At 61.5% G+C, this 25,649-nt stretch carries 20 protein-coding genes and 1 pseudogene; 11 read left to right on the top strand and 10 right to left on the bottom strand.

All coding sequences use genetic code 11. The features are described from left to right. Window positions 1-15 precede the first annotated feature (15 nt). Entirely contained in the window at window positions 16-2,220 is a 2,205-nt protein-coding gene (locus J2J99_RS07670) for an RNA degradosome polyphosphate kinase (RefSeq protein WP_168294573.1), read from the top strand. Window positions 2,221-2,232: 12 nt separating this feature from the next. Continuing rightward, window positions 2,233-3,753, top strand: a complete 1,521-nt coding sequence (gene ppx / locus J2J99_RS07675; protein ID WP_168294574.1) for an exopolyphosphatase — start codon at window positions 2,233-2,235, stop codon at window positions 3,751-3,753. 158 nt (window positions 3,754-3,911) lie between these two features. On the opposite strand, the gene J2J99_RS07680 is transcribed toward ppx, so the two are convergent. The 4 genes from J2J99_RS07680 to J2J99_RS07695 all read right to left on the bottom strand — a co-directional run bounded on the left by J2J99_RS07680 (window position 3,912) and on the right by J2J99_RS07695 (window position 9,182). Continuing rightward, on the bottom strand, window positions 3,912-5,270 hold the full coding sequence (locus tag J2J99_RS07680) for an esterase-like activity of phytase family protein (RefSeq protein WP_168294575.1): 1,359 nt from the start codon (window positions 5,268-5,270) through the stop codon (window positions 3,912-3,914). A gap of 105 nt (window positions 5,271-5,375) precedes the next feature. Then, entirely contained in the window at window positions 5,376-6,437 is a 1,062-nt protein-coding gene (locus J2J99_RS07685) for an adenylate/guanylate cyclase domain-containing protein (RefSeq protein WP_168294576.1), read from the bottom strand. Window positions 6,438-6,513: 76 nt separating this feature from the next. Then, a complete protein-coding gene (rnd, locus tag J2J99_RS07690; protein ID WP_168294577.1) occupies window positions 6,514-7,659 on the bottom strand; it encodes a ribonuclease D in 1,146 nt (381 codons plus the stop codon). A gap of 131 nt (window positions 7,660-7,790) precedes the next feature. After that, window positions 7,791-9,182 carry a multicopper oxidase family protein gene (locus J2J99_RS07695; protein WP_168294578.1) on the bottom strand — a complete coding sequence of 464 codons (1,392 nt, stop codon included), beginning with the start codon at window positions 9,180-9,182 and terminating at the stop codon, window positions 7,791-7,793. Window positions 9,183-9,436: 254 nt separating this feature from the next. Here J2J99_RS07695 and aspS point away from each other — a divergent pair, with 254 nt between their 5' ends. After that, entirely contained in the window at window positions 9,437-11,227 is a 1,791-nt protein-coding gene (aspS, locus tag J2J99_RS07700; RefSeq protein ID WP_168294579.1) for an aspartate--tRNA ligase, read from the top strand. Between the two features lie 66 nt (window positions 11,228-11,293). Here the strand turns inward: aspS and J2J99_RS07705 are convergent, their stop codons facing one another. Next, window positions 11,294-12,463 carry a serine hydrolase domain-containing protein gene (locus J2J99_RS07705; protein ID WP_168294580.1) on the bottom strand — a complete coding sequence of 390 codons (1,170 nt, stop codon included), beginning with the start codon at window positions 12,461-12,463 and terminating at the stop codon, window positions 11,294-11,296. A gap of 66 nt (window positions 12,464-12,529) precedes the next feature. Here J2J99_RS07705 and J2J99_RS07710 point away from each other — a divergent pair, with 66 nt between their 5' ends. Next, window positions 12,530-13,171 carry a TetR/AcrR family transcriptional regulator gene (locus J2J99_RS07710; protein ID WP_207600957.1) on the top strand — a complete coding sequence of 214 codons (642 nt, stop codon included), beginning with the start codon at window positions 12,530-12,532 and terminating at the stop codon, window positions 13,169-13,171. Between the two features lie 87 nt (window positions 13,172-13,258). Here the strand turns inward: J2J99_RS07710 and J2J99_RS07715 are convergent, their stop codons facing one another. Continuing rightward, window positions 13,259-14,446, bottom strand: coding sequence for a hypothetical protein (locus J2J99_RS07715; protein WP_168294581.1), 1,188 nt, complete (start codon window positions 14,444-14,446; stop codon window positions 13,259-13,261). 236 nt (window positions 14,447-14,682) lie between these two features. Between J2J99_RS07715 and parC the strand changes: the two genes are divergently transcribed. Beyond that, window positions 14,683-16,938 (top strand): DNA topoisomerase IV subunit A, encoded by a 2,256-nt coding sequence (gene parC, locus J2J99_RS07720; protein WP_168294582.1) that lies wholly within the window; start codon window positions 14,683-14,685, stop codon window positions 16,936-16,938. A gap of 247 nt (window positions 16,939-17,185) precedes the next feature. Then, window positions 17,186-17,644 carry an SRPBCC family protein gene (locus J2J99_RS07725; protein WP_168294583.1) on the top strand — a complete coding sequence of 153 codons (459 nt, stop codon included), beginning with the start codon at window positions 17,186-17,188 and terminating at the stop codon, window positions 17,642-17,644. 102 nt (window positions 17,645-17,746) lie between these two features. Here J2J99_RS07725 and J2J99_RS33910 read toward each other — a convergent pair. The 4 genes and pseudogenes from J2J99_RS33910 to hemB form a co-directional block, all read right to left on the bottom strand. Further along, a pseudogene (locus J2J99_RS33910) lies at window positions 17,747-17,975 on the bottom strand (DMT family transporter); the annotation flags it as partial. A gap of 218 nt (window positions 17,976-18,193) precedes the next feature. Then, complete coding sequence (locus J2J99_RS07730) at window positions 18,194-18,970, bottom strand: arginyltransferase (protein WP_168294584.1); 777 nt, start codon at window positions 18,968-18,970, stop codon at window positions 18,194-18,196. A gap of 178 nt (window positions 18,971-19,148) precedes the next feature. Further along, the gene (locus J2J99_RS07735; protein ID WP_168294585.1) at window positions 19,149-19,607 is read right to left on the bottom strand and encodes an RDD family protein; all 459 of its coding nucleotides are present in this window, start codon (window positions 19,605-19,607) and stop codon (window positions 19,149-19,151) included. Between the two features lie 72 nt (window positions 19,608-19,679). Next, window positions 19,680-20,693 carry a porphobilinogen synthase gene (gene hemB / locus J2J99_RS07740; protein ID WP_168294586.1) on the bottom strand — a complete coding sequence of 338 codons (1,014 nt, stop codon included), beginning with the start codon at window positions 20,691-20,693 and terminating at the stop codon, window positions 19,680-19,682. Between the two features lie 130 nt (window positions 20,694-20,823). Between hemB and J2J99_RS07745 the strand changes: the two genes are divergently transcribed. The 5 genes from J2J99_RS07745 (at window position 20,824) to nrdR (ending at window position 25,649) form a co-directional block, all read left to right on the top strand. After that, a complete protein-coding gene (locus J2J99_RS07745; protein WP_029531534.1) occupies window positions 20,824-21,261 on the top strand; it encodes a DUF6163 family protein in 438 nt (145 codons plus the stop codon). 129 nt (window positions 21,262-21,390) lie between these two features. Continuing rightward, window positions 21,391-21,906 (top strand): transcriptional regulator LdtR, encoded by a 516-nt coding sequence (gene ldtR, locus J2J99_RS07750; protein WP_004673822.1) that lies wholly within the window; start codon window positions 21,391-21,393, stop codon window positions 21,904-21,906. Between the two features lie 437 nt (window positions 21,907-22,343). After that, window positions 22,344-23,648, top strand: a complete 1,305-nt coding sequence (locus tag J2J99_RS07755) for a L,D-transpeptidase family protein (RefSeq protein ID WP_168294587.1) — start codon at window positions 22,344-22,346, stop codon at window positions 23,646-23,648. 216 nt (window positions 23,649-23,864) lie between these two features. Next, window positions 23,865-25,163 carry a serine hydroxymethyltransferase gene (glyA, locus tag J2J99_RS07760; protein WP_096769345.1) on the top strand — a complete coding sequence of 433 codons (1,299 nt, stop codon included), beginning with the start codon at window positions 23,865-23,867 and terminating at the stop codon, window positions 25,161-25,163. A gap of 9 nt (window positions 25,164-25,172) precedes the next feature. Further along, window positions 25,173-25,649 (top strand): transcriptional regulator NrdR, encoded by a 477-nt coding sequence (nrdR, locus tag J2J99_RS07765; protein WP_003547190.1) that lies wholly within the window; start codon window positions 25,173-25,175, stop codon window positions 25,647-25,649.

Below are 25,649 nucleotides of genomic sequence, written 5' to 3' on the forward strand. Positions count from 1 at the left end.
CGGGGTAAGCGGACTATGGACAGCGCAGTCGCAGAACATCAGGAACTCACTCCGGAAATCAACGACAACAAGCCCTCGCTGGAAGATTTGCTGAGCAGCCCCGAACGCTTCATCAACCGCGAATTCTCCTGGCTGCAATTCAATCGCCGCGTCCTCGAAGAGACGCTGAATACTGAGCATCCTCTGCTGGAGCGCGTCCGCTTCCTGTCGATCTCTGCCGCCAACCTCGACGAGTTCTTCATGGTGCGGGTCGCCGGCCTCGAAGGCCAGGTCCGCCAGAACATCGCCATCCGCAGCCCCGACGGCAAGACTCCGGCCGAGCAGCTCGATTCGATCCTGCAGGAGATCGATCATCTGCAGATGGAGCAGCAGGCCTCGCTCGCCGTGCTGCAGCAGTACCTCGCCAAGGAAGACATTCTGATCGTGCGTCCCGGCGCGCTCAGCGATGCCGACCGTCAATGGCTGGCGGCCGAATTCGAGCAGGCGATCTTTCCGGTGCTGACGCCTCTGTCGATCGACCCGGCCCACCCGTTCCCGTTCATTCCCAATCTCGGCTTCTCGATCGGTCTGCAGCTCGTTAGTAAAAGCGGCCGCGAACCGATGACGGCGCTCTTGCGCCTGCCGCCGGCGCTCGATCGCTTCGTCCGCCTGCCGGACGATGCGAACACGATCCGCTACATCACGCTGGAAGATGTCGCCAACATATTCATCCATCGGCTCTACCCGGGTTACGAGGTGCAAGGCTCCGGTACCTTCCGCGTCATCCGCGACAGCGATATCGAAGTCGAGGAAGAGGCCGAGGATCTTGTCCGCTTCTTCGAAACTGCGCTGAAGCGGCGCCGCCGCGGCAAGGTTATCCGCATCGAGACCGACTCGGAGATGCCGGCCTCGCTGCGTCAGTTCGTCGTCCAGGCGCTCAGCATCCCCGAGAACCGCGTCGCTGTCCTGCCGGGACTTCTGGCGTTGAACACACTGTCCGAGATCACCAAGGCGCCCCGTGACGATCTCAGATTTCAGCCCTACAATGCGCGATTTCCCGAGCGCGTTCGCGAACATGCCGGCGACTGCTTCGCAGCCATCCGCGAGAAGGACATGGTCGTCCACCACCCTTATGAGTCTTTCGACGTGGTGGTCCAGTTCCTTCTCCAGGCTGCGCGCGATCCTGACGTTCTGGCGATAAAGCAGACGCTTTACCGCACCTCCAACGACAGCCCGATCGTGCGTGCACTGATCGACGCCGCCGAAGCCGGCAAGTCGGTGACGGCGCTGGTCGAGCTCAAGGCCCGCTTCGACGAGGAGGCGAACATCCGATGGGCGCGCGACCTCGAGCGTGCCGGCGTGCAGGTCGTTTTCGGCTTTATCGAGCTCAAGACCCACGCCAAGATGTCGATGGTCGTCCGCCGCGAGGAGGGCAAACTCAGGACCTATTGCCACTTGGGGACCGGCAACTACCACCCGATCACCGCCAAGATCTATACAGACCTATCCTATTTTACCTGCAATCCCGTCATCGCCCACGACATGGCGAACATCTTCAACTTCATCACCGGCTACGGCGAGCCGGAACAAGGCATGCAGCTCGCCATCTCGCCCTACACGCTGCGCCCGCGCATCCTTCGTCATATCGAGGAGGAAATCCAGCATGCCAAGAGCGGCGCGCCGGCGGCGATCTGGATGAAGATGAACGCTCTCGTCGACCCCGAGATTATCGACGCGCTCTATCGCGCCAGCCATGCCGGCGTGGAGATCGATCTCGTCGTGCGCGGCATCTGCTGCCTGCGTCCGCAGGTGCCCGGCCTCTCTGAGAAGATCCGCGTCAAGTCGATCGTCGGCCGCTTCCTCGAGCACAGCCGGATCTTCTGCTTCGGCAATGGCCACGGCCTGCCGTCGGACAAGGCGCTGGTCTATATCGGCTCGGCCGATATGATGCCGAGAAATCTCGATCGCCGCGTCGAGACGATGGTTCCGTTGACGAATCCGACTGTTCACGAGCAGGTCTTGTCACAGATTATGCTCGGCAACGTGATTGACAATCAACAAAGCTACGAGATATTGCCCGACGGTACGTCGCGCCGCATGGAAGTGCGCAGGGGCGAAGAACCGTTCAATGCGCAGCAGTATTTCATGACCAATCCGAGCCTTTCGGGCCGTGGTGAAGCTCTGAAGTCCAGCGCGCCGAAGCTCATCGCCGGCCTGCTCGAAGGCCGCAACAACAAGTAATACTGGACCTAAATGGTTGAATCTGAAGCCCAGGGGCGCCTTCCGGGGATCGCTCCGGTCTCCGTTGTCGACATCGGATCGAATTCCATTCGTCTCGTCGTCTACGAAGGCCTGTCCCGCTCACCGACCATTCTTTTCAACGAAAAGGTTCTCTGCGGCCTTGGTAAGGGCATAGCCGTTACCGGCAAGATGGATGAGGAGAGCGTCGGCCGGGCTCTGGCGGCGCTGCATCGTTTCAAGGCTCTGTCCGACCAGGCGCGTGCCGCCACTATGTATGTTCTGGCAACGGCGGCCGCCCGCGAGGCGAGCAACGGTCCCGATTTCATCCATCAGGCGGAGACAATTCTCGGCCGCAAGGTTCGCGTGCTGTCGGGCGAGGAGGAGGCGAAATTCGCCTCGCTCGGCATCATCAGCGGCTTCTTCAATCCCGACGGCATTGCCGGCGATCTCGGCGGCGGCTCGCTGGAACTGATCGATATCAAGGGCAAAGAGGTCGGCAAGGGCATCACGCTGCCGCTCGGCGGCCTGCGTCTGTCGGAATATGCCGGGGGCTCGCTTTCCAAGGCCAGAACCTTCGCCCGTAAACAGGTGAAGACGGCAAAGCTCTTGTCGAAGGGCGAGGGGCGCACCTTCTACGCCGTCGGCGGCACCTGGCGAAACATCGCCAAGCTGCACATGGAAATAACCCATTATCCGCTGCACATGATGCAGGGTTATGAGGTATCGCTCGAAGCGATGATGCTGTTCCTCGAACAGGTGGTGACCGCGCGCGATTCGCGCGAGCCGGCACTCCAGGCCGTGTCCAAGCACCGCCGTTCGCTGCTGCCCTTCGGCGCCGTCGCCATGAAGGAAGTGCTGAGCGCGATGAAGCCGTCGATGATTTCATTCTCGGCGCAGGGCGTGCGCGAGGGGTATCTCTATTCGCTGCTGTCCGAGGGTGAGCGCCGGCTCGATCCGCTGCTCGCCGCCGCCGGTGAACTGGCGATCCTGCGTGCCCGTTCGCCCGAACATGCCCGCGAACTGGCGGAATGGACCGGCCGGATGATGCCCTTCTTCGACGTCCAGGAATCCGAAGAGGAAAGTCGTTATCGCCAGGCTGCCTGTCTGCTCGCCGATATCAGCTGGCGCGCCCACCCTGATTATCGCGGCCTGCAGGCGCTGAACGTCATCGCCCACTCTTCCTTTGTCGGCATCAGCCATCCGGGCCGTGCTTTCATCGCGCTCACCAATTATTACCGTTTCGAGGGTCTGCACGACGACGGCGCCACCGGCCCGCTGGCGCAGATCGCCACGCCACCCTTCATCGAGCGCGCCAAGCTGCTCGGCGGCATGCTCCGCGTGGTCTACCTCTTCTCGGCCTCGATGCCCGGCATCGTAAAGAATCTGACCTTCCGCAGATCCTCGAACCCGGATTTCGATCTCGAATTCGTCGTGCCGCCGGAATACCGCGATTTCGCCGGCGAACGCCTGGACGGCCGCCTGCAGCAGCTGTCGAGGCTGACGAACAAGCGGCTGGCGTTCCGGTTCGAGTAGAACGACGCCTTGTCGTCGGCTCTTTGGCCGCGCCATCCCGCCATCCTCCCTCATTCCTGTGACGAGCACAGGAATGAGGGAGGTTGAGGTAGTCCCTTGCGCAAAAAAATCGGCGACGCTGCCCGCATCACCCTCCAGATGTACTCAGGATTTTCTGCTTACTTCGCGTTCAAAAACTCGCCAACTTCAAGCAGGCTGAACTCGTTGTTGTCGGCCTTGTCGACAGCGCGGCCGGCGGAGAAGGGCAGGTTGTTGTCGTTGCCGATGATGATATGCGTGGCGTCGACGCGGTCGACGTTTTCGATGGTCACGAACGGCATGTCGTAGACGCCGTCTCTGGCTCCGGCCTTCTTCTTGTTGTCGGGGTCTTGGATGTTCAGGAGGTCGATATAGCCGATCTTGCGGACGGCCTTGCCAGCATTGGCGTCGTTGAACTCGATCTTGTAGACGCGCTTCAGCTCGGCGGGCGCCTCGAAGCAATCCGGCTTCGGCTGCTTCGGATCGGCGCAGGCCTTGTCCTTGGTGCCGGCGCCGCTGTCACGCTCGATGACGAGGGCGGTCGTCTCGTCGAGCATGTTGAAATCGCCGATCGACACGCCCTTGTCCTCGAACGGATAGAGCCAGCTGCGGCCGGTCCACCTCTTGGCGGCGACGTCGAACTCGATGATGCGGATGGCGGTGTGGCCGTTGGCCGTTTCCATTGTGCCGTCTTCCTTGTAGATGGCGCCTTCGAGCAGGCCGTAGAGCTTCGCGCCATCCTTCGACATGGCGAGGCCTTCGAAGCCGCCGGAGCGCTTCAGATTGAAGACCGGTACCTTCGCGGCCGGATTGCCCGGCAGCTGGATCAGCGGATTGTCGGGTGAAAGCACCGGCATGCCGTCGAGCGTGGTCGCGATGACGTCGGTCAGGCGGCCCGCCGTGTCGATTTTCAGAATATAAGGGCCGAACTCGTCGCCGAGCCAGAAACCATCGACAACCGACTGGATCGATTCGATGTCGAAGTCGGCGCCGGTGAGATAACGTGTGTCGGTGCCTTCCAGCACGATCGGGAACGGAGCGATCTTGTTCGGATCGGAGAGGAAGAGGTTCTTGACGACTTCAGCCTTGTTGGCTGCCCAGTCGAACTTCATCTGGTGCAGGAAGAGCATGGAGTCGGGAGAATTGGCCTTCGAGCCGAAGCCGTTGTCCGTCAGCGTCCAGAACGTGCCGTCGGTCATCGTCTTGATGCCTGAGAAGCCCTGGATCGCTTGACCGTCGAAGGGGAGCTTCAGGTCGGTGACGCGGGCGCCGTCCTTGCCGGGAACGGTGCCGAGCGCTTCGGTGCGCTTGCGGTCCGGCGTCGTGAACTTGCCGGAATGCTTGAGGAATTCGGGGGCGTCGCCCGGAGCCGCAACCATGGTGTTGGCAGGCAAGATCACCTGGCCGACGAGCTTGGCCGGGAATTCCTGCTGGTCGGCCGAAACGGTGCCCGCCATCAGGATGAAAAGCGATACGGAAGCAAAAAGGACGTTCTTCATAATATCCCCATGGAACGGACGCGAATGGCTTCCGCTTAGCAGGGCTTCCGTGTCATCGAATTGACGGTTGGGTGAAGCTTTGGTGACGGGTGGTAAGAGCTTTGCTCAACCGTGCAGAACAATTGCGGGCGTGTTCAGCACGGTCACCGCGCGCGAGGAAAGCGCCACGACTCCGAGCGTCTGGCCGCGTCCCTTGACGGCATGGATCCCGAGATCTTCGCAGGCGATATCCTCCGGAAAAGTCATCCGTCCCGCGAGCTCAGCGGAAATCAGCACCTGCCGGTTCAGGCTGCGGCAGAGCGTCTCCAGCCGGGCGGTCGTATTCACCGTATCGCCGAAATAGCTGATCTTGTGGTGGTCGACGCCGACTTCCGCGGTGATGATCTCGCCGCCGTGAAGCGCGGCGCGCAGCTTCGGCACCTGTCCGTAATTTTTCCGCCAGCCTGCGGCATTAGCTTCGATATCGGCAAGGATGTCGAAGATGCAGCGCACGCAGCGCGCGTCCTTGAGGCCGCGGGCAAGCGGCCAGGTAATGATCGCCGCATCGCCGACATAGTCGTTGATCATGCCCTTGTGGCGCCTGACCGGCTCGGCGAAAGTCGCAAACAGCGAGCTCAGCAGTTGCTGCGCCCTGAGGTCGCCGTGTTTTTCGGCAAAGGCCGTCGAATCGACGAGATCGATGAACAGGAAGACCCGCTCTTCCTTGACCGGATTGCGATAGCGGCTGATGAGCATGCTGGCGAATACTTCGCGGCCGAGCAGTTCGCGCACGCGCAGGATGAAGATCAGCGCCAAGCAGACGACAAGTGCATAAAGGAAGACGTCGAACGGCATGATGACGAGATCGAGGAGCGACGTCGGCTTCAGCACGCCGACCGAGCGAAGCAGCAGCCCGGCGCAGGCAAAGCCGATGCTCATCAGGATTTCGTAGATCACCAGTTCGGTTATGATGAAGGCGAAGGTCGGCAGCTTCTGGATGCGCCTGTAGAGTCCGCGGAACAGCACCTTGCGCTCGAAGGCAATGATCGGCATGCCGATGAACAGCGCGAAGATCGCCCCGACGACCGGCGTCTGCTCCGAATAGAACATCGAATCATAGACGACGCCGCTCGCCGCGAGGACGATGACGATCAGGATCCAGTTCTGCGTCGGAGATATTTCCCGCATGCCTCCCCCTTCGCTTCGCAGTGTCTCCGCCATTGTTTTCAGTTGGGAAAAGGCGTCGAGCGAATTCGATTTGGTGTCAGAGTGCGACGGTTTCAACCTTCCGGCCGGCGAATCGCAGTCCGATCTGGCCCTGAATCAGCTGCAGCGCCGGCTCGCCGAAAAGATCGCGTCGCCAACCGTGCAGGGCAGCGACGTCGGCCTTCTCGCCATCGGCGGCGATCTTGTCCAGATCCTCGCTGTTGGCGATCACCTTCGGCGCTACGCCGTGCTTTTCCGAGATCAGCTTCAAGAGCACCTTCAACAGTTCGACGGCGGCAGCTGCGCCCTCCGGCGCCTGCGTCTGCCGCGGCACATGCGGCATATCCGCCTTCGGAAGAGCGAGCGCGGCATTGACGGCTTCGACGACTGCCGTGCCGGAGGCGGAGCGTTCCCAGCCTTTGGGAATGGTGCGCAAGCGGCCGAGCGCCTCGGCGTCCTTGGGCTGCTGCTGGGCGATCTCATAGATCGCATCGTCCTTCAATACGCGCGAACGCGGCACGTTGCGCGCGCGTGCCTCGCGCTCGCGCCAAGAGGCGACATATTTCAGAATCGCCAGCTCCTGCGGCTTGCGCAGACGCATCTTCAGCCGCTGCCAGGCGTCGTCAGGATGCATGTCGTAGGTTTCGCGCGCCTCGAGGATATTCATTTCCTCGGTGAGCCAGGACGTACGGCCTTCGCGATCGAGTTCGGCCTTCAGCGACAGATAGACGTCGCGCAGATGTGTGACGTCGGCCAGCGCATATTCCAGCTGCTTGTCGGAGAGCGGCCGGCGGCTCCAGTCGGTGAAGCGCGACGACTTGTCGATATGGACGTTCTTGATGCGGCTGACGAGCTGATCGTAGGAGACGCTGTCGCCGAAACCGCAGACCATGGCGGCGACCTGCGTGTCGAAGATCGGATGCGGAATGAGATTGCCGCGATTGAAGATGATTTCGATGTCCTGGCGCGCCGCATGAAAGACCTTCAGTACCTTGGTGTCGGCCATCAGCTCGAAGAAGGGGGCGAGGTCGATGCCCTTGGCAAGCGGATCGACGAGAGCCTCCACTGTCGGGCTTGCCATCTGGATCAGGCAGAGCTCCGGCCAAAAGGTCGTCTCACGCAGGAATTCGGTGTCGATGGTGATGAAGTCGGACTTGGCCAGCTCTTTGCAGGCGGCCGCCAATTCGGCGGTGGTTTCGATCATATCAATTCATTCGCAAGGAAAAGGTCGGTTGAACCTTCCTTCTCCTTTCGCTTCGATATGTCAATACAACAGCATAGGCTTCGCGCATTGCTGACGAAGAATCACGTCCAAACTGAGGCAAAGCAAATGCTTCAGCTCACCCTGACATAGCTTGTCATGCCCGTCTTCTGATGTTCGATGATGTGGCAATGCAGCACCCAATCGCCGGGATTGTCGGCGACGAGGGCCAGTTGCACCTTTTCGTCCGGCTGGACGAGGTAGGTGTCGGAGATGAGCGGCATCACCTCCCGTGTCGAGGACGAGATCACCGTGAAGCTCATCCCGTGCAGATGGATCGGATGGGCGTGCGGCGTGGTGTTCTCCAGATTGAAGACATAGCTCTTGCCGAGCTTCAGCTCCGCCAGCGGCGCCGTCGGATCGGATGTATCGCCCGGCCACGGCACCTTGTTGATCGCCCAGAAGCTGTAGCCGAGCGTGCCGCAGATACTCTCGACGGCGGCATTTTCCGCGGTGGCGCTGAGGATCAGTGGGATCTCAACGGCAGCGGAAAGATCGGCCTTGGGGAGGGGGTTTTCGGCAAGCGGGCCGAGATCGCCGATATTGCGTTTCAACGACTGTCCGGCGGCACGCAGGCTGACAATCGTCTTCGGCCTCGTCCCGCGTATATCCTCGAGCGTGGCGACGGCGCCTTCACTGTCCGGCATGCGTACGGCAAGATCGAGCCGTTGGCCGGGTCCGATCTGAAGGAGCTCGAGGGGAAACCGTTTCGGCACCGGATTGCCGTCGATGGCGATGACGGCCGCATCGGCGCCAGCCATCGTCAGTGAAAAAATGCGCGTCACATCGGTGATGGCCATGCGCAGCCGCACCAGCCCTCCGGCCGGCACATCATATTGCGGTTCCTGATGCCAGTTGGCGGTGCGCACCGTGCCGTAGGTGCCGCTCTTGGCGGCATCGCGCGAACGGAAGGGGGCGATGAACTGCCCGTCGCCGCCAAGGCGCCAGTCGCGCAGGTTCAGCAGCACCTCGGCGTCGAATTCGGGATCGGCCGGATCCTCGACGATGAGCATGCCGGTCATGCCGTGACCCATCTGCGTCAGCGTGTTGCAGTGCGGGTGATACCAGAAGGTGCCGGCATCCGGCGGCGTGAAAGCATAGTCGAAGCTGTCGCCGGTATAGACATAGGGCTGGGTCAGGAATGGTACGCCGTCCATGTGGTTGTCGATGCGCAGCCCATGCCAATGGATCGTCGTCGGCTCGTCCAGCTGGTTGTTCAGCCGTGCCGCGTAGGGCCGCCCTTTCGTCATCCTCAGAACCGGCGGCATGCCGTCACGGCCCCAGCTCATGACATCCCGGGTCGGCCCCGCCTCCGTCAGCATGGCTTCGGTTTTCACAGCCGTCAGCAGCTGCGGCTCCGGTGCGGCCGCGGCAAGCCCGAATTTGCCGGCAACGCCCATGCCGACGCCATAGGCGCCCGCGACGGCGGATGCCTTGAGAAGATTGCGGCGGGTCAACAAAGGCATGCGGGGCTCCACGATCAGAATGCACCTCCTTTTAAAGTTGACCGACACCTTCATCAATACGGCAGGCGCGGCCAAACTGCCGCAGCGTGCGGGCCGCAGCTTCGCCATAAACGCGTGCCAATCGCGCGGCGGGCACGCGCCAAGCCTTGACAAATCGGAGCGTCCATGCGCTTTTCCGCCCGATTTTCTTGTCGGCGCTTGAGGGCCTCTGAACCCTTGCTGCCGTCTTAAGCCACATGCCAGGAATTGAGATCATGCATCGCTATCGCAGCCACACATGCGCCGCCCTCCGCAAGACGGATGTCGGCTCGACCGTCCGCATCTCCGGCTGGGTCCACCGCGTTCGCGACCATGGCGGCGTTCTCTTCATCGACCTGCGCGACCACTACGGCATCACCCAGGTCGTCGCCGATCCCGACAGCCCGGCCTTCAAGCTGGCCGAGACCGTGCGCGGCGAGTGGGTCATCCGCATCGACGGCCTCGTCAAGGCCCGTACCGAAGACACTGTCAACAAGGCCATGGCGACCGGCGAGATCGAGCTCTACGCTCAGGAGATCGAAGTCCTCTCCGCAGCCAAGGAATTGCCGCTGCCTGTTTTCGGCGAGCCTGATTACCCTGAAGACATTCGCCTCAAATACCGCTTCCTCGATCTTCGCCGCGAAACGCTGCACCGGAACATCGTCAAGCGCACCCAAGTCATCTCGGCGATGCGCCGCGAAATGGGCGCTGTCGGCTTCACTGAATATACGACGCCGATCCTGACCGCCTCCTCGCCGGAAGGCGCGCGCGACTTCCTCGTGCCCTCGCGCATTCATCCAGGCACCTTCTATGCGTTGCCGCAGGCGCCGCAGCAGTACAAGCAGCTGCTGATGGTTGCCGGCTTCGACCGCTACTTCCAGATCGCGCCGTGCTTCCGCGACGAGGATCCGCGCGCAGACCGCCTGCCTGGCGAATTCTACCAGCTCGACCTCGAGATGAGCTTCGTCACCCAGGAAGACGTCTGGAACACGATGGGCCCGCTGATGACAAGCGTGTTCGAGGAGTTCGCCGACGGCAAGCCGGTCACCAAGGAATGGCCGCGTATCCCTTATGACGAAGCGATCCGCAAATATGGTTCGGACAAGCCGGACCTGCGCAACCCGATCGTCATGGAAGCGGTGACCGAGCATTTCGCCGGCTCCGGGTTCAAGGTCTTCGCCGGCATGATCGCCTCCAACCCGAAGGTTCAGATCTGGGCGATCCCGGCAAAGACCGGCGGCTCGCGCGCCTTCTGCGACCGGATGAACGCCTGGGCGCAGAGCCAGGGCCAGCCCGGCCTCGGCTATATCTTCTGGCGCAGCGAGAACGGCAAGCTCGAAGGTGCCGGACCACTCGCCAAGAATATCGGCGAGGAACGCACCGAAGCGATCCGCACCCAGCTCGGCCTCGGCGATGGTGACGCCTGTTTCTTCGTCGCCGGCGAGCCGGAAAAGTTCTACAAGTTTGCGGGCGAGGCCCGCACCAAGGCCGGCGAAGAACTCAACCTCGTCGACCGCGACCGTTTCGAACTGTGCTGGATCGTCGACTTCCCCTTCTTTGAATGGAACGAGGAAGAAAAGAAAGTCGATTTCGCTCACAACCCATTCTCGATGCCGCAGGGCGGCCTCGAGGCGCTGCAGAGCCAGGATCCACTGACGATCAAGGCCTTCCAGTATGACGCCGTCTGCAATGGTTTCGAAATCGCCTCCGGTTCGATCCGTAACCAATCACCGGAAACCATGGTTGCCGCCTTTGAGAAGGTGGGGCTCAGCCAGCAGGACGTCGAGGATCGTTTCGGCGGCCTTTACCGCGCCTTCCAGTATGGCGCGCCCCCGCATGGCGGCGCCGCCTTCGGCATTGACCGCATCATCATGCTGCTCGTCGGCGCGAAGAACCTGCGTGAAATCTCGCTCTTCCCGATGAACCAGCAGGCTCAGGACCTGCTGATGGGCGCGCCGAGCCCGGCGACGCCGACGCAGCTGCGCGAGCTCGCGATCCGGCCGATTCCGCCTGTCAAGAAGGACTGACCGCTTTCTCAGCTTGGACGCAAAAGCCCGGCGATGCTCTCCGCCGGGCTTTTGCTTTCTGCTCGTTCACAAGCCTGCATAGATCGCGTCGCGAAGATCGACTGTGAACTTGCCCCACATGCCCTCGAGCGTCGTGTTCGTCAGCGCAACGACGGTCAATCCGTTGACCGGGTCGATGAACCAGCTGTGGCCGTAGACACCACCCCATTTCAGCGTGCCGGCGGGGAAGGGAACGCCTGCCTCGACCGGGTCGGTGACAACAGACCAGCCGAAGCCGAAGCCGGACCCGGGTTCATGTCGCTGGCGGTGGCCGCCGGCTTGGTCCGTCATCATCATCCTTACGGTTTCGGCTGACAGCAGCGGTGCACCACTCCTACGGACGGTCTCGAGGACCGTCAGAACGTCACCCGCCGTTCCCGCCATGCCGGCGCCGCCCGAATGATAGGAGGCGGGATCGAAGATGCGGTTCGGCGCGAAGCGGATGGAGCCGATCAGCGCCTTGACCTCCGCTTCCTCGCCCATCAGGGCCGGTTCCGGGGAAGAATTTGTATAGGCTGCCGCAAGGCGGCTACGGTCGCTAACCGAAAATGCAGTGTCGACAAGCCCAAGCGGCCCCGTCACCAGTTGGGCAACGGCCTCGCCCAGCGGCACGCCGGTTTCCGCCTCGATGACGCCACCGAGAACATCCATGGCGAGGGAATATTGCCAGTCGCTGCCGGGAGCGAAGCGCAGCGGCGCGCTTGCGATGCGCCGCAGGTTCTCGGCCAGCGATAGTCCCGGTTGGTCGAGGCCATCTGAAACGCCGGCGCCGGCATAAGCGCCGTCCTCCTCTTCGGAGAAGCGATAGCCGAGGCCGGAGGTATGGGTCAGCAGGTGGCGGATGCGGATGATCGCTTCGCCTCCGTCAGGCAGTCTCGGCCGGAAATCCGGCAGCCATCTCGTCACGGCGTCGTCGAGCCCGATCTTGCCTTCCTCGACGAGCCGCATCGCAGCGATGGTGACGATCGGCTTGGTGATAGAGGCAAGCCTGAAGATGGTATCCTCGCTCATCGCCAGACCCTTCCCGCGATCGGCAAGACCGGCGGCGCGACGATGGACGATCTCTCCGTCGCGCGCGACAAGCACGACCGCTCCGACCAGCCGCTTTTCATCGAGGGCATTTGTGATTGCGGCGTCAACAGCCGCGCCAAGGGATACATGCCTGTCGGCCTCTGCCTTTTCGAGGGGAAGACTCATCAAATTAAACCTTCTATAATCACAACGACCGTTCCTGAATATAGCGCGTCGCCTTGAAATTCTAGAGTGATCATTGTGAAAAATAGTGCCGATGTGAAAACTACTCCCGCCCGCCGCCGCGGCCGCCCGCCCGCTTTCGACCGCGAGACGGTCCTGTCCGCCGCTCGAGAAACCTTCTGGGCGCATGGATATGAGGGCGCCTCGATCGCCGATCTCACGGCCGCCATGGGCATCACGCCGCAAAGCCTTTATGCCGCCTTCAACTCCAAGGCTGATCTCTACCGCGAGGCGCTGCAGCAATACCGAGGGCTGGGCGCGAACACGTTTTCGGCGCTTGGCGAGCAGATCGATACCGTCTCCGCCTTCGAGCGTATATTGCGGGGCTCAGCAGCGACCTTCTCGGCTCCCGAGCATCCGAAAGGCTGCATGATCTCGACCGCGGTACTGAACTGCGCCAGCGAGAACGACGTCGTTGCCGATCATGTAGCAGCGCTGCGTCGCCAGTCGCTGGATGGCTTCACGTCGAGGATCGAGCGCGGCATTCGCGAGGGCGATATCAAGCCCGGGACCAATGCGCGCGCTCTGGCGCGATTCCTTGCCGCTATCGTTCAAGGAATGTCGGTACAGGCGAGGGACGGGGCATCCCATGAGGATTTGCTCGATATCGCAACCCACGCCATCGCCCAGCTCGCCCGTCATCGTGCCTGAAAACGAAAAGGGCCCGCAGTTCGAGACTGACACCAGCTACTGGGTCGGTCACGAACTTCCGGGACCTTCATCGCGAGATCGAAGCGATCAGTCGTTGGCCGACACCTTGACGCCGAGCACCTGCGGCAGCGTGTTCGGAGCGCCCATGGCGGCACCGACGATCGTCGGGAACGGCACCGGCTTTTCGGGAGCGGCCTTGACGGTCAGACTCTTGGGATCATCGAGGAAGGTATTGACGGCGGCCGAAATGGCGTTCTGCAGTTCCGGGATATTGAGCTGCGCCAGCATGATCGGCGTCATCGCCTTCAGCGAATCCGCCATCTGCTTGCCGGACATGTTCTGCTGCGAACCGGCGTAATCGAGCGCGCGCTTGGTGATCGAAGCATCTTGGAAGCGTATCTGCGCGGCGTCGAAGGACAGCTGCTGCATCAGGCCGAGCATGGCAAGGCCGAGCGCCTGGTCCGACTGTTCCTTGTTCGGATTGGCTTCGGACTCCTTTATTGCATCCTGCATCGATTTCATGAAGGCCATCGTGTAGCCGGAGATCTTGAAGCCGAAGCTTAGTTTACCGATGTTGGTGAAGTCGAAGGCCACTTCAGAAATGTCGATCGTGCCGGGAGCGAGTTCCCAGGCGCCCTTCATGGTGATGTCGCCCTGAACGTGCTGAAGGGCGAGCTTCTCGATCGCGTCCTTACTCTTCGGCTCCTCAGCCGCGGTGAGATCGACCTTCATGCTTTTGAAGGTGCCGTCAAAATCGAAGCCGGATTCGTCCTCACGTAGCGCCAGGTTCATGTTGCTTTCGAGCAGCGAGAATATTTCCGCGCCTCCCTTGACCACCTTCACTGGGCCGGTATGGGCGGATTCATAAAGCATCATGGTATCGAGCGTATCGCCGCCAGCAGTTGCCGGGACCGAGATGCCACCGAGCGTCAGTCCCTCCGCCGTCACCGTGGCGCCGTCTTGCGTCTTGTTGATATCGGGGAAGGCGGCTTCTTCGATGTAATAGCCGCCGTCCTCGTCTTCTTCGACGCCGGAAAGGGTGATCTCGCTGATGGGCAGGCTTTCGCCGCTGGTCGGTTTGACGGTCACATTCTTCAATGTCACTGTCGTGCCGTCGATATCGATGTTCTCAGCCGCAATCGCCACGCCCTGAGCGGCATAGGCGGCATTGATCTTCTTCAGAAGATCGGTGCCGTCGAGAGCGAAGGCCGAGCCGGCGAGCGAGAAAAAGGCGGCGCCCGACAGCATCAGCTGCGTTGTCCGGTAAAAATTCATGGGGTGATTCCTCTGGTGGCGTGATGGCGGTTTGGAAATCTGCAGCTACACTACTACGGATTGGGCCCGCTTTATATTTACGGACTTCTAAATTTCCGTTGAAAGGAACGGCAAACGAAGTCCAAATTGCGGCGGAACGTTTGTCTCATCCCTTGATGTCATTCCCAAGACTTCATCCACAGCTGCAATGGCCCGGATTCCTTGCCCGCCAGCCTCTTCTGGGCTAGTCAGAACCTATGGGACAAGAGATTTTGCCGCCTTCGAGCGGAGACGACGACAATATCCAGCCGGTCGACCTCAAGGCAGCGCTCGAGCAGCGCTACCTTGCCTATGCGCTGTCGACCATCATGCATCGCGCTCTGCCTGACGTGCGCGACGGGCTGAAGCCTGTCCATCGCCGCATCGTCTATGCGATGAACGAGATGGGGCTGAGGCCGACGTCGGCCTTCAGAAAATGCGCCAAGATCGTCGGCGAGGTGATGGGTAATTACCATCCGCATGGCGACCAGTCGATCTACGATGCGCTTGCCCGTCTCGCCCAGGATTTCTCGCAGCGCTACACGCTGGTCAACGGCCAGGGCAATTTCGGCAATATCGATGGCGACAGTCCCGCCGCCATGCGTTACACCGAATCGAAGATGACGGCGGTCTCCGAGCTGCTGCTCGAAGGCATCGATCAGGACGCGGTTGATTTCCGCGACACCTACGATGAATCGAATTCGGAGCCGGTGGTCCTTCCCGGCGCCTTCCCGAACCTGCTCGCCAACGGCTCCTCCGGCATTGCCGTCGGCATGGCGACTTCGATCCCCTCGCACAATGCCCACGAGCTTTGCGACGCCGCCCTGCATCTGATCAAGCATCCCGATGCGACCGTCGAAAAGCTCGTCGAATTCATTCCCGGCCCGGATTTTCCGACCGGCGGCATCATCATCGACAGCCGCGACAGTATCATCGAGAGCTATCGCACGGGCCGCGGCGGTTTCCGCGTGCGGGCGAAGTGGCAGACCGAGGATCTCGGCCGTGGCGGCTACCAGATCGTCGTCACCGAAATTCCGTTCCAGGTGCAGAAGTCGCGGCTGATCGAAAAGATCGCCGAGCTGCTGATCGCCCGAAAGCTGCCGCTCTTGGAAGACATCCGCGACGAATCGGCTGAGGACATTCGTATCGTCCTTGTGCCGAAGAGCCGCAGCGTCGATCCGACGATCCTGATGGAATCGATGTTCAAGCTGACGGAGCTCGAAAGCCGCTTCCCGCTCAACATGAACGTCCTGTCCATGGGCCGCATCCCGCGTGTCATGGCGCTGAACGAGGTGCTGAAGGAGTGGCTGCATCACCGCCGCGAGGTCCTGCAGCGCCGCTCGCGCTTCCGCTTGGCGGCGATCGACAAACGTCTCGAAATCCTCGGCGGTCTGTTGATCGCCTACCTCAACATCGATGAGGTGATCCGGATCATCCGCGAGGAGGATGAGCCGAAGCCGGTCATGATGGCGCGATGGGATTTGACCGACAATCAGGTCGAGGCGATCCTCAACATGCGGCTGCGCGCCCTGCGCAAGCTGGAAGAGTTCGAGATCCGCAAGGAGTTCGACGAACTCACCAAGGAGAAGGGCGAGATCGAGGCGCTGCTTGCCTCCGACGACAAGCAGTGGCAGACGGTCGCGTGGGAAATCGGCGAGGTGAAGAAGAAATTCGCCAAGGCGACCGAGGTCGGCCGCCGCCGCACTCAGTTCGCCGACGCGCCGGAAGCCGACGAGGAAGCGATCCAGCAGGCGATGATCGAGAAGGAGCCGATCACCGTCGTCATTTCCGAGAAGGGCTGGATCCGAGCGCTGAAGGGCCATGTCGCCGATACGACGACGCTGACCTTCAAGGAAGGCGACGGTTTGAAGGTGGCTTTCCCGGCGCAGACCACGGACAAGATCCTGATCGTCACGACAGGCGGCAAGGCCTTTACCCTCGGCGGTGACAAGCTGCCGGGCGGTCGCGGCCACGGCGAGCCGCTGCGCATCATGGTCGACATGGACAACGACCAGGCGGTGCTGACCGCTTTCGTCCACGATCCCTCGCGCAAGCAGCTGATCGTCTCGACGGCCGGCAACGGCTTCGTTGTCGCCGAGGCCGAACTGGTCGCCAATACCCGCAAGGGCAAGCAGATCATGAATGTCGCGCTGCCCGAGGAAACGCAGCTGCTCGTGCCGGTCAGCGGTAACCATGTCGCCGTCGTCGGCGAGAACCGCAAGCTGCTGGTCTTCCCGCTGGCGCAGGTGCCGGAGATGTCGCGCGGCAAGGGCGTTCGCCTGCAGCGTTACAAGGATGGCGGCATTTCCGACGTCCGCTGCTTTGCGATGTCTGATGGCCTCGTCTGGGAAGACAGTGCCGGCCGCACCTTCACGAAGAACAAGGACGAGCTTGCCGAATGGCTGGGCGACCGCGCCAGCGCCGGCCGCACCGTCCCGAAGGGTTTTCCGCGTAGCGGCAAATTCGCCGGCTAAAGTGATTGCGGCAAAGCTGCGCGGCGGTTTTGCCGTCGGAACTGCCTAAAACCAAGAGACCGAGCGCTTCTGTGCTCGAATGCTCTGGGCCATAAAAATTCCGCGCCCGTCTCTTGGCGGGGCGGCGGAACTTCTCTATCTCTTTGCTGTTACCCAAAAGAAGAGAAGGCCGGTTCTGTGGGCGGACGGAACGGCTGTGGGTCGTGCGCCTGGGAAAGGCGCGCGTGCCCTTACCGGAGGAAAATCGATGCCCGCCAGCACCATCAAATTGCATGTCAGCCACACCTACACAGTGCCGCCCGCTGTCGTCTACGACGCCTGGCTCAACCCCGAGATCGCCCGCCGCTTCCTGTTTGCCACCGATGACGGCCACGTCATCCGCGCCGATATCGATCCGCATGTCGGCGGCCGCTTTTTCATCGTCGACCGCCGCCCTACCGGCGACGCCTTTCACCAAGGGGTCTTCCTGGAACTGAAGCGTCCGCGACGCATGGTCTTCAGCTTTTCCGTCGAGGATCACGATCATAATTGCGACCGCGTCGAAATCGACATCGAACCGCTCGGCGGCGGCAGCCGATTGACCCTGACCCATGAAATGTGCGCCGAATGGGCCGAACACGAGGAAAAGACCCGAAAAGGCTGGGCACATGTGGTCGAAGGGCTCGGCCGCGAGCTGGAACAACAGCAGATGAAGGCTACGGGTTGAGCGGCACGCTGAAATCCCTAGGAAGCGGGCAGCACCTTCTTCATCGATCTCGCGGCTTCGAGGTAACGCAGTTATACCTGAAGGATCGGCAGGCGGTAACGTCTATTGCGCCAATGGCCTGACGCGCCTTTCCCGCACCATCGAGAAGCAATGCCCGGCGATCGCCGCCACCGGAATGCCGCCGCCGACGAGTCTCACCCATTGCCGGTGTTCCGCAAAGATCAGCCAGACCCAGATCGGGCGAGCACGGTTTCGAGCCGGTAGAACATGCCGACCTCGGGGCGGGGAGGGAACGTGGTCCGGTCGCCAGGCACCAGAACGCGACCGGCATCCCACCGGCCGCACCGCTTCGCCGTGGCGAACGATCAGTGCGCCCGGCGATTCCTAAGTCTTGCAGATTTGCCAGGCAGATCTGCGGGAGGGTTGACTGGAACGGGCCGCCTGCTCGACCGGCCGGCTCGGCCGTAGAGCTTGGCTACGACGCGCGCCGGCCGGTCAAGCATCCGACTCTTTGAGCCGACACAATGCTTCAATCTAACCGGAAAGGCGCTAGTCCTGGATGCTTTCGCGCATAGAGGAGGGATCGAACCGCTCCCAACCACGCGGGGTCAAGTGTTCCTGCGGCTGGAAGCGTGTCTTGTAGTCCATTTTCCGCGACCCTTGCACCCAGTAGCCGAGATAGACATGCGGCAGGCCGAGCGCTTTCGTGCGCCTGACATGATCTAGAATCATGAAAGTGCCGAGCGAGCGCCGTTCGAGCGCCGGATTGAAATAGGAATAGACCATCGACAGCCCGTCGCTCATCGTATCGGTCAGCGCAGCAGCAAGCAACTCGCCCTTCGGCCGCTCCTCCAGTCCGGACCCTTCCTCGCGCCGGCGGTATTCGACGATTCGCGTATTCACATGCGTGTCTTCCACCATGATCGCGTAGTCGAGCACGGTCATGTCGGACATGCCGCCCTGCTGGTGGCGATAATCGAGATAGCGTCGGAAGAGGGAATATTGTTCGCTGGAAGGCTGGGCGGTGAATTCGGTGGCGATGACGTCGGAATTGGCGGCAAGCACCCGCTTCATCGATTTCGTCGGCTCGAAATCCTGGGCGAGAATCCGCACGGAAACACAGGCGCGGCAGGATTCGCAGGCCGGACGGTAGGCGATATTTTGTGAGCGGCGGAAACCGCCTTGCGTCAGGATATCGTTCATCTCGGCGGCCCGCGGGCCGACCAGATGGGTGAACACCTTACGCTCCATCTCATGTGGCAGATACGGACACGCAGCCGGAGCCGTCAGATAAAACTGCGGGGATGGCGTTGTCTGCGTATTCATTTGTCGCGGAAGTTTCCTTGTCGAGACAGTGCCGTTTTCTGACAGCATGACCTAAGAATAGAAAACGTCAACAGCGGGACCATTTCGGCCCTTCATTTCCGTCTTCTAAAGTTAAATATGGAGCGTCCGCAACAGGCGGCAAAGGGAGGAGGAGACTTTATTTCGTCTCCTCCGCGTTTCAAGCGGTGCGCACCGTCACCGTGCCGACCAGGAGGTCGTGGACGAGGCGGCTGCGCTCGATAAACAGGCCGGCAAGCAGGATGAGCGGCGTCAGCACCGAGTTGAGGATCCAGAACAGCGCCAGATGCACGATCGCCGTCAGGAAATCCATCGGCCGTCCATCGACGCGCACGATCGCGATGCCCATTGCCCGCATGCCGAGCGAGGCCTGGCTCGGTCCGCCGACCGTCAGGCCGAAGTAAATCCCGGCGACAATGACGAAGAGCGCAGGGTAGAGAAGGAAGCCGAGGCCGAGCGTGATGATCGACAGGAAGAACAGCACGATCGCTGCGGGAATCCACAGCAGCGCCACGATAAAGTAGTCGAGGATGAAGGCAAGGACACGGCGGCTCAACACGCCGCTATAGGCGCGCCAGTCCTCCGGTGCGGCAAAAAGCGGATTGGGGTTGTAGCTCATCTCAATCTCCTGCGAAAAAGCGATGCCGCTGATATGGTGTCAGTAGGGCGAAATACAATAATCGTCCTATATTCACCGTTTCCCGAGGATCTTCGCCACCTCGACCGCGAAATAGGTGAGGATGCCGTCACATCCCGCCCGCTTGAACGACAAGAGCGTTTCCAGCATCGCCCGCTCGCCGTCGATCCAGCCGTTCATCGCCGCCGCCTTGATCTGGGTATATTCGCCGGAAACCTGGTAGGCGAAGGTCGGCAGGCCGAAAGCCTCCTTCATGCGCCAGCAGATGTCGAGATAGGGCAGGCCGGGCTTGACCATCAGCATGTCGGCACCTTCCTCGACGTCGAGCGCAGCGTCGCGGATCGCCTCCGTGCCGTTGGCCGGGTCGATATAATAGGTTTTCTTGTCACCTTTCAGCAGGCCGCCGGTCGAGATCGCCTCGCGATAGGGGCCATAGAAGGCGGAGGCGAATTTCGTCGCATAGCTCATGATGCCGACGCTCTGATGGCCGGCCGCGTCGAGCGCCATCCGGATCGCGCCGATGCGCCCATCCATCATCTCCGACGGCGCGATGATGTCGGCGCCGGCATCCGCCTGCATGACCGCCGCGCGCGCCACCTGGTCGACGGTCTCGTCATTGACGATCTCGCCGTCTCTCAAGATTCCGTCATGGCCATGGCTGGTGAAGGGATCGAGCGCGACGTCGGTGATGACGCCGATATTCGGCACCGCCTTCTTGATCGCCGCCGTCGCCTGGTTGATCAGGTTATTGGCTTCGAGGCTGTTCGAACCGGTCTCGTCGCGCAGTTCCATTTCGACGTTCGGAAAGGTGGCGAGCGCCGGAATGCCGAGGCCGGCGGCTTCGCGTGCGGCCTCAACCGCCTTGTCGATGCTCATGCGGTTGACGCCGGGCATGGCCGCGATCGGATCGACGATGCCGGAACCCGGCACGATGAAGATCGGCCAGATCAGGTCGTCGACGGTCAGCCGGTTCTCCTGCACCAGTCGGCGTGTCCAATCCGCCTTGCGGTTGCGTCGCATGCGGCGATGGCCGGTAATGTGGTCGACGAGATGCGTCCTGTCCTGCATGATATCTGTCCCTGGCCCATTCCATTTATCGGAGCGCTCATTATCATGGCGCCCGGAAAATCCAAACCGGACGATTGGCCGCGGCGGAAAACACCCTTATGACGATGCAACCGGAACCGATGTCTGCCCCATGGAAACCGATAGCCCGACGATCCCGAAGCGCACGCTGGCGGATCTCCTCTTCATTCTCTTCCTGAGGCTGGTTGCGGTATCCTGCTTCTGGTTCGGTCTTCAGTACTGGGCGATGCTCGTCGGCTATTCGCTGGTTGGCGCCGGCCGCTTCGATCTGTTGAGCCTGCCGTGGAAGGTGGCAAGCACCAGCTTGGCCGTGCTTTTCCCCGTCGCCTCCCTCGGTCTCTGGCTCACCGTGTCCTGGGGGCCCGTCATCTGGGTGCTGGCGGCCGGCGGCCAGGTCCTGATGTATGGGCTGCTGCCGGATATTTTCGGCCCCAACAAGCTGATCATCCTGCTGCATCTCATGGTCGCCGCCGTCTACTGCATTTTCCGCCTGCTGCTGTGGCTGGAAAAGCGCCGGCACCGCCGCCAGGTAAGCGTTGATTTACCCTGAGACAACGTGGGGTTTCCAGTAAGGCTCCGTTAAGCCTGCGGTTTAAGTCGAATTTTATATGTATTCGATAGGGTCTCACTCAAGGCGGGAAGAAAACGACACCGCCAATCAAACAGTGAGGCAGTCAATATGAACACGAAAATCAAGCCGCAGGCGGTATCGAACTTCCGTGACCAGCAGGATCAGGGCATCCGCGATCTTTACATGGAATCCCTTCATCTTGTTGAACGTCTTCACCGTCGTCTTCTCGACGTCATCAAGGACGAGTTCGACCGTCAGGGTCGCAGCGACGTCAACGCCATCCAGGCGCTGCTCCTTTTCAACATCGGCAATTCCGAGCTGACCGCCGGCGAGCTGCGCTCGCGTGGTTACTATCTCGGCTCCAACGTTTCCTACAACGTCAAGAAGCTGGTCGACCTCGGCTTCATCAACCACCAGCGCTCGCGCATCGACCGCCGCTCGGTCCGCATCAGCCTGACCGAGACCGGCCAGGACATCGCAGAAACGGTCGCCAAGCTCTACGAACGCCACATCGCCTCGATCGACAAGGTCGGCGGCATCGGCACCGACGAATTCACCCAGATGAACAAGCTGCTCCAGCGTCTGGACCGCTTCTGGAACGACTCGATCATGTATCGCCTCTAAAACCCCTGACCTCCTTTCAGGGTTGCAGAAAACCGGACGTGTCCCTGCGCGTCCGGTTTTGCCATTTGCGCACGTGGCATCTTTGCAACGCAGGGCAGGCAAGCGTTATCGCCTGTATTCAAGCCGTTTTTTAGCCGTTATTAACCGGCACGGTTTAGCCCGTCATATGGTTCGTTGCGTCGTGTTCGCTCCGGCAGCCCTCGGTCCTCCGGCCCCGATAACACGAATTGGCCATATTGGTGTGGCAGCGGAAGGTTTGACAACCGGCGCTTGAACCGATCGGGAATGTTCGGGCTGTCGCATCGCGATTCTGTGATGGGACAGGTGGAATTTCCCGATCCGCCGGCAGAACGAATGGATAGGGATCTGCGCTACGGCGCAGTGATATCGCAAAGGGCCGCGGCTTCTCTTTATCGCGGCATTCAGTGGTTGGGACTATGTCGAAGAAAAACGGAATTGAAGCTCTTTCGCGTCGCGCTTTCCTGGCGTCGGCGGCAACTGTTGGTGCCGGCGCACTAGCTGCCGGACCTGCATTTGCGCAATCGGCGCTCGATGGGCTCCTGAACGCGCCGCGGCGCGGCAACTGGGACGACCAGTTCGACGCCAAGGCGGCTTCGCGCACGGCGACCGCCGTCGTTTCCAATACGCCGATCCTCGGTCCCCAATCGGTCGCGAGCGCACAGCAGGCGATCATGCAATATCAGCAGATTGCGGCAGCCGGCGGCTGGCCGGAGGTCAATCCCGGCGATCAGCGCCTGCAGCTCGGCGTCAGCTCTCCCGCCGTCCAGGCGCTGCGCCAGCGCCTGGCGATCACCGGCGACCTGCCGCGCGAAGCCGGCCTGTCCAACGCCTTCGATTCCTATGTCGACGGCGCCGTCAAGCGCTTCCAGGCGCGTCACGGCCTGCCGTCCGACGGCGTTCTCGGCGAATTCACGCTGAAGGCGATGAACATTCCGGCGGATGTCCGCCTGCAGCAGTTGAACACCAACCTGGTCCGCCTACAGACCTTCCCGGAAGATCTTGGCCGCCGCCACCTGATGGTCAACATTCCGGCCGCCTATGTCGAGGCTGTTGAAGACGGCAGCGTCGCGACACGTCACACGGCGGTCGTCGGCCGCTTGAGCCGCCCGACGCATCTCGTCAATTCGAAGATCTACGAGGTCATCCTCAACCCGTATTGGACCGCGCCGCGCTCGATCGTCGAGAAGGACATCATGCCGCTGATGCGCAAGGATCCGACCTATCTCGAAAAGAACGCCATCCGCCTGATCGACGGCAAGGGCAATGAAGTCGCCCCCGAAACCGTCGACTGGAACGGCGAGGCGCCGAACCTGATGTTCCGTCAGGATCCGGGCAAGATCAACGCCATGGCCTCGACGAAGATCAACTTCTACAACAAGAACGGCGAGTACATGCACGACACGCCGCAGCAGGGCCTGTTCAACAAACTGATGCGCTTCGAATCCTCGGGCTGCGTCCGCGTCCAGAACGTGCGCGACCTGACGAACTGGCTGCTGCGCGAAACCCCCGGCTGGAGCCGCCAGCAGATGGAGCAGGTGATTGCAAGCGGCATCAACACGCCGATCAAGCTCGCGGCGGAAGTTCCGGTCTATTTCGTCTACATCTCTGCCTGGGGCATGCCCGACGGCATCGTCCAGTTCCGCGACGACATCTATCAGATGGACGGCAATGCCGAATTGGCGCTCGATACCACGGCTGGCATGGAACAGCCGGTGCAATAAGCGGCGACCTCTGCATCGCACCCTCGAACCGCGCCCTCCCGGCGCGGTTTTTTTATTGCGACAAGCGCGCTTTATCGCGGAGCTGCGATTCATCGGCGCCGCGCGGTCGCAAAATGACTGGAGCGCGCGCTTTGCTCAGCAAATGTCGTTCTTCGTATTGCCCTTGCTACAGGGGAAGGATAATACCTTCGCGCATTCCAGTTGAGGAGCCCGCCCATGACCAATGCTTCCACCGAATCCTTCTTCAATCGCTCGCTCGCGGACGTCGATCCGGAAATTTTCGGCGCGATCGGAAAGGAACTCGGTCGCCAACGGCACGAGATCGAACTGATCGCTTCCGAGAACATCGTCTCCCGCGCCGTGCTGGAAGCCCAGGGCTCCATCATGACCAACAAATATGCCGAGGGTTATCCGGGCAAGCGGTATTACGGCGGCTGCCAGTTCGTCGATATCGCCGAGGAACTGGCGATCGAGCGCGCCAAGAAGCTGTTCGGCGTCAATTTCGCCAACGTCCAGCCGAATTCCGGCTCGCAGATGAACCAGGCCGTGTTCCTGGCGCTGCTGCAGCCGGGCGATACCTTCATGGGCCTCGACCTCAATTCGGGCGGTCACCTCACGCATGGTTCGCCGGTCAACATGTCCGGCAAGTGGTTCAACGTCGTTTCCTACGGCGTGCGTGAAGGCGACAACCTGCTCGACATGGATGACGTCGCCCGCAAGGCCGAAGAGCACAAGCCGAAGCTGATCATCGCCGGCGGCACGGCCTATTCCCGCATCTGGGACTGGAAGCGTTTCCGCGAGATTGCCGACTCGGTCGGCGCATATCTGATGGTCGACATGGCCCACATCGCCGGCCTCGTCGCCGGCGGGCAGCATCCGTCGCCGTTCCCGCACTGCCATGTCGCGACGACGACGACCCACAAGTCGCTGCGCGGCCCCCGCGGCGGTGTCATCCTCACTAACGAAGAGGATCTGGCCAAGAAGTTCAATTCGGCCGTCTTCCCGGGGCTGCAGGGTGGTCCGCTGATGCATATTATCGCCGCCAAGGCCGTCGCCTTCGGCGAGGCGCTGCAGCCGGAATTCAAGGAATATGCCGCCCAGATCGTCAAGAACGCCCGGGCGCTTGCCGAAACGCTGATCGCAGGCGGCCTCGATGTCGTTTCAGGCGGCACCGACAACCACCTGATGCTCGTCGACCTGCGCAAGAAGAACGCCACCGGCAAGCGCGCCGAGGCAGCTCTCGGTCGCGCCTACGTCACCTGCAACAAGAACGGCATTCCCTTCGACCCGGAAAAGCCCTTCGTCACCTCGGGCGTGCGCCTCGGCGCGCCGGCCGGCACCACCCGCGGCTTCAAGGAAGCCGAATTCCGCGAGATCGGCAATCTGATCGTCGAGGTCCTCGACGGCCTGAAGGTCGCCAATTCCGATGAAGGCAACGCCGCCGTCGAAGCCGCCGTGCGCGGCAAGGTCGTCAACCTCACGGACCGCTTCCCAATGTATGACTACATGGGGTAAGGAGTAGCGATGCGCTGCCCCTATTGTGGTTCGGAAGATACCCAGGTCAAGGATTCGCGTCCGGCGGAGGACAATACGTCCATCCGCCGGCGGCGTATCTGTCCGGATTGCGGCGGCCGCTTCACCACCTTCGAGCGTGTGCAGCTGCGCGAGCTGATGGTCATCAAGAAGACCGGCCGCAAGGTGCCCTTCGATCGCGACAAGCTGGTGCGCTCCTTCGAAGTGGCGCTGCGCAAACGCCCTGTAGAGCGTGACCGCATCGAGCGTGCCGTGTCCGGCATCGTCCGCCGGCTGGAGAGCTCCGGCGAGACCGAAATCTCCTCCGAGCAGATCGGCTTGCAGGTACTGGAAGCGATGAAGAGCCTCGACGATGTCGGTTTCGTGCGCTACGCCTCGGTTTATCGGGATTTCTCGCTCGCCGAGGATTTCGAAAAGGTTATTTCCGAAATAAACGCCAAGATCGCCCGCGACCCATTGGACAGATGA

Origin of the sequence: Rhizobium binae (genome assembly GCF_017357225.1) — a bacterium.
Lineage (GTDB): Bacteria > Pseudomonadota > Alphaproteobacteria > Rhizobiales > Rhizobiaceae > Rhizobium > Rhizobium binae.

Bases quoted from the DNA above. Each gene is read 5' to 3' on its own strand.
- J2J99_RS07685 (WP_168294576.1), bottom strand. From the start codon at position 6,437: ATGCGGGAAATATCTCCGACGCAGAACTGGATCCTGATCGTCATCGTC.
- rnd (WP_168294577.1), bottom strand. From the start codon at position 7,659: ATGATCGAAACCACCGCCGAATTGGCGGCCGCCTGCAAAGAGCTGGCC.
- ldtR (WP_004673822.1), top strand. From the start codon at position 21,391: ATGAACACGAAAATCAAGCCGCAGGCGGTATCGAACTTCCGTGACCAG.
- J2J99_RS07755 (WP_168294587.1), top strand. From the start codon at position 22,344: ATGTCGAAGAAAAACGGAATTGAAGCTCTTTCGCGTCGCGCTTTCCTG.
- parC (WP_168294582.1), top strand. From the start codon at position 14,683: ATGGGACAAGAGATTTTGCCGCCTTCGAGCGGAGACGACGACAATATC.
- J2J99_RS07670 (WP_168294573.1), top strand. From the start codon at position 16: ATGGACAGCGCAGTCGCAGAACATCAGGAACTCACTCCGGAAATCAAC.
- J2J99_RS07745 (WP_029531534.1), top strand. From the start codon at position 20,824: ATGGAAACCGATAGCCCGACGATCCCGAAGCGCACGCTGGCGGATCTC.
- aspS (WP_168294579.1), top strand. From the start codon at position 9,437: ATGCATCGCTATCGCAGCCACACATGCGCCGCCCTCCGCAAGACGGAT.
- hemB (WP_168294586.1), bottom strand. From the start codon at position 20,693: ATGCAGGACAGGACGCATCTCGTCGACCACATTACCGGCCATCGCCGC.
- J2J99_RS07730 (WP_168294584.1), bottom strand. From the start codon at position 18,970: ATGAATACGCAGACAACGCCATCCCCGCAGTTTTATCTGACGGCTCCG.
- ppx (WP_168294574.1), top strand. From the start codon at position 2,233: ATGGTTGAATCTGAAGCCCAGGGGCGCCTTCCGGGGATCGCTCCGGTC.
- J2J99_RS07735 (WP_168294585.1), bottom strand. From the start codon at position 19,607: ATGAGCTACAACCCCAATCCGCTTTTTGCCGCACCGGAGGACTGGCGC.
- J2J99_RS07705 (WP_168294580.1), bottom strand. From the start codon at position 12,463: ATGAGTCTTCCCCTCGAAAAGGCAGAGGCCGACAGGCATGTATCCCTT.
- J2J99_RS07715 (WP_168294581.1), bottom strand. From the start codon at position 14,446: ATGAATTTTTACCGGACAACGCAGCTGATGCTGTCGGGCGCCGCCTTT.
- nrdR (WP_003547190.1), top strand. From the start codon at position 25,173: ATGCGCTGCCCCTATTGTGGTTCGGAAGATACCCAGGTCAAGGATTCG.
- J2J99_RS07725 (WP_168294583.1), top strand. From the start codon at position 17,186: ATGCCCGCCAGCACCATCAAATTGCATGTCAGCCACACCTACACAGTG.
- J2J99_RS07695 (WP_168294578.1), bottom strand. From the start codon at position 9,182: ATGCCTTTGTTGACCCGCCGCAATCTTCTCAAGGCATCCGCCGTCGCG.
- J2J99_RS07680 (WP_168294575.1), bottom strand. From the start codon at position 5,270: ATGAAGAACGTCCTTTTTGCTTCCGTATCGCTTTTCATCCTGATGGCG.
- glyA (WP_096769345.1), top strand. From the start codon at position 23,865: ATGACCAATGCTTCCACCGAATCCTTCTTCAATCGCTCGCTCGCGGAC.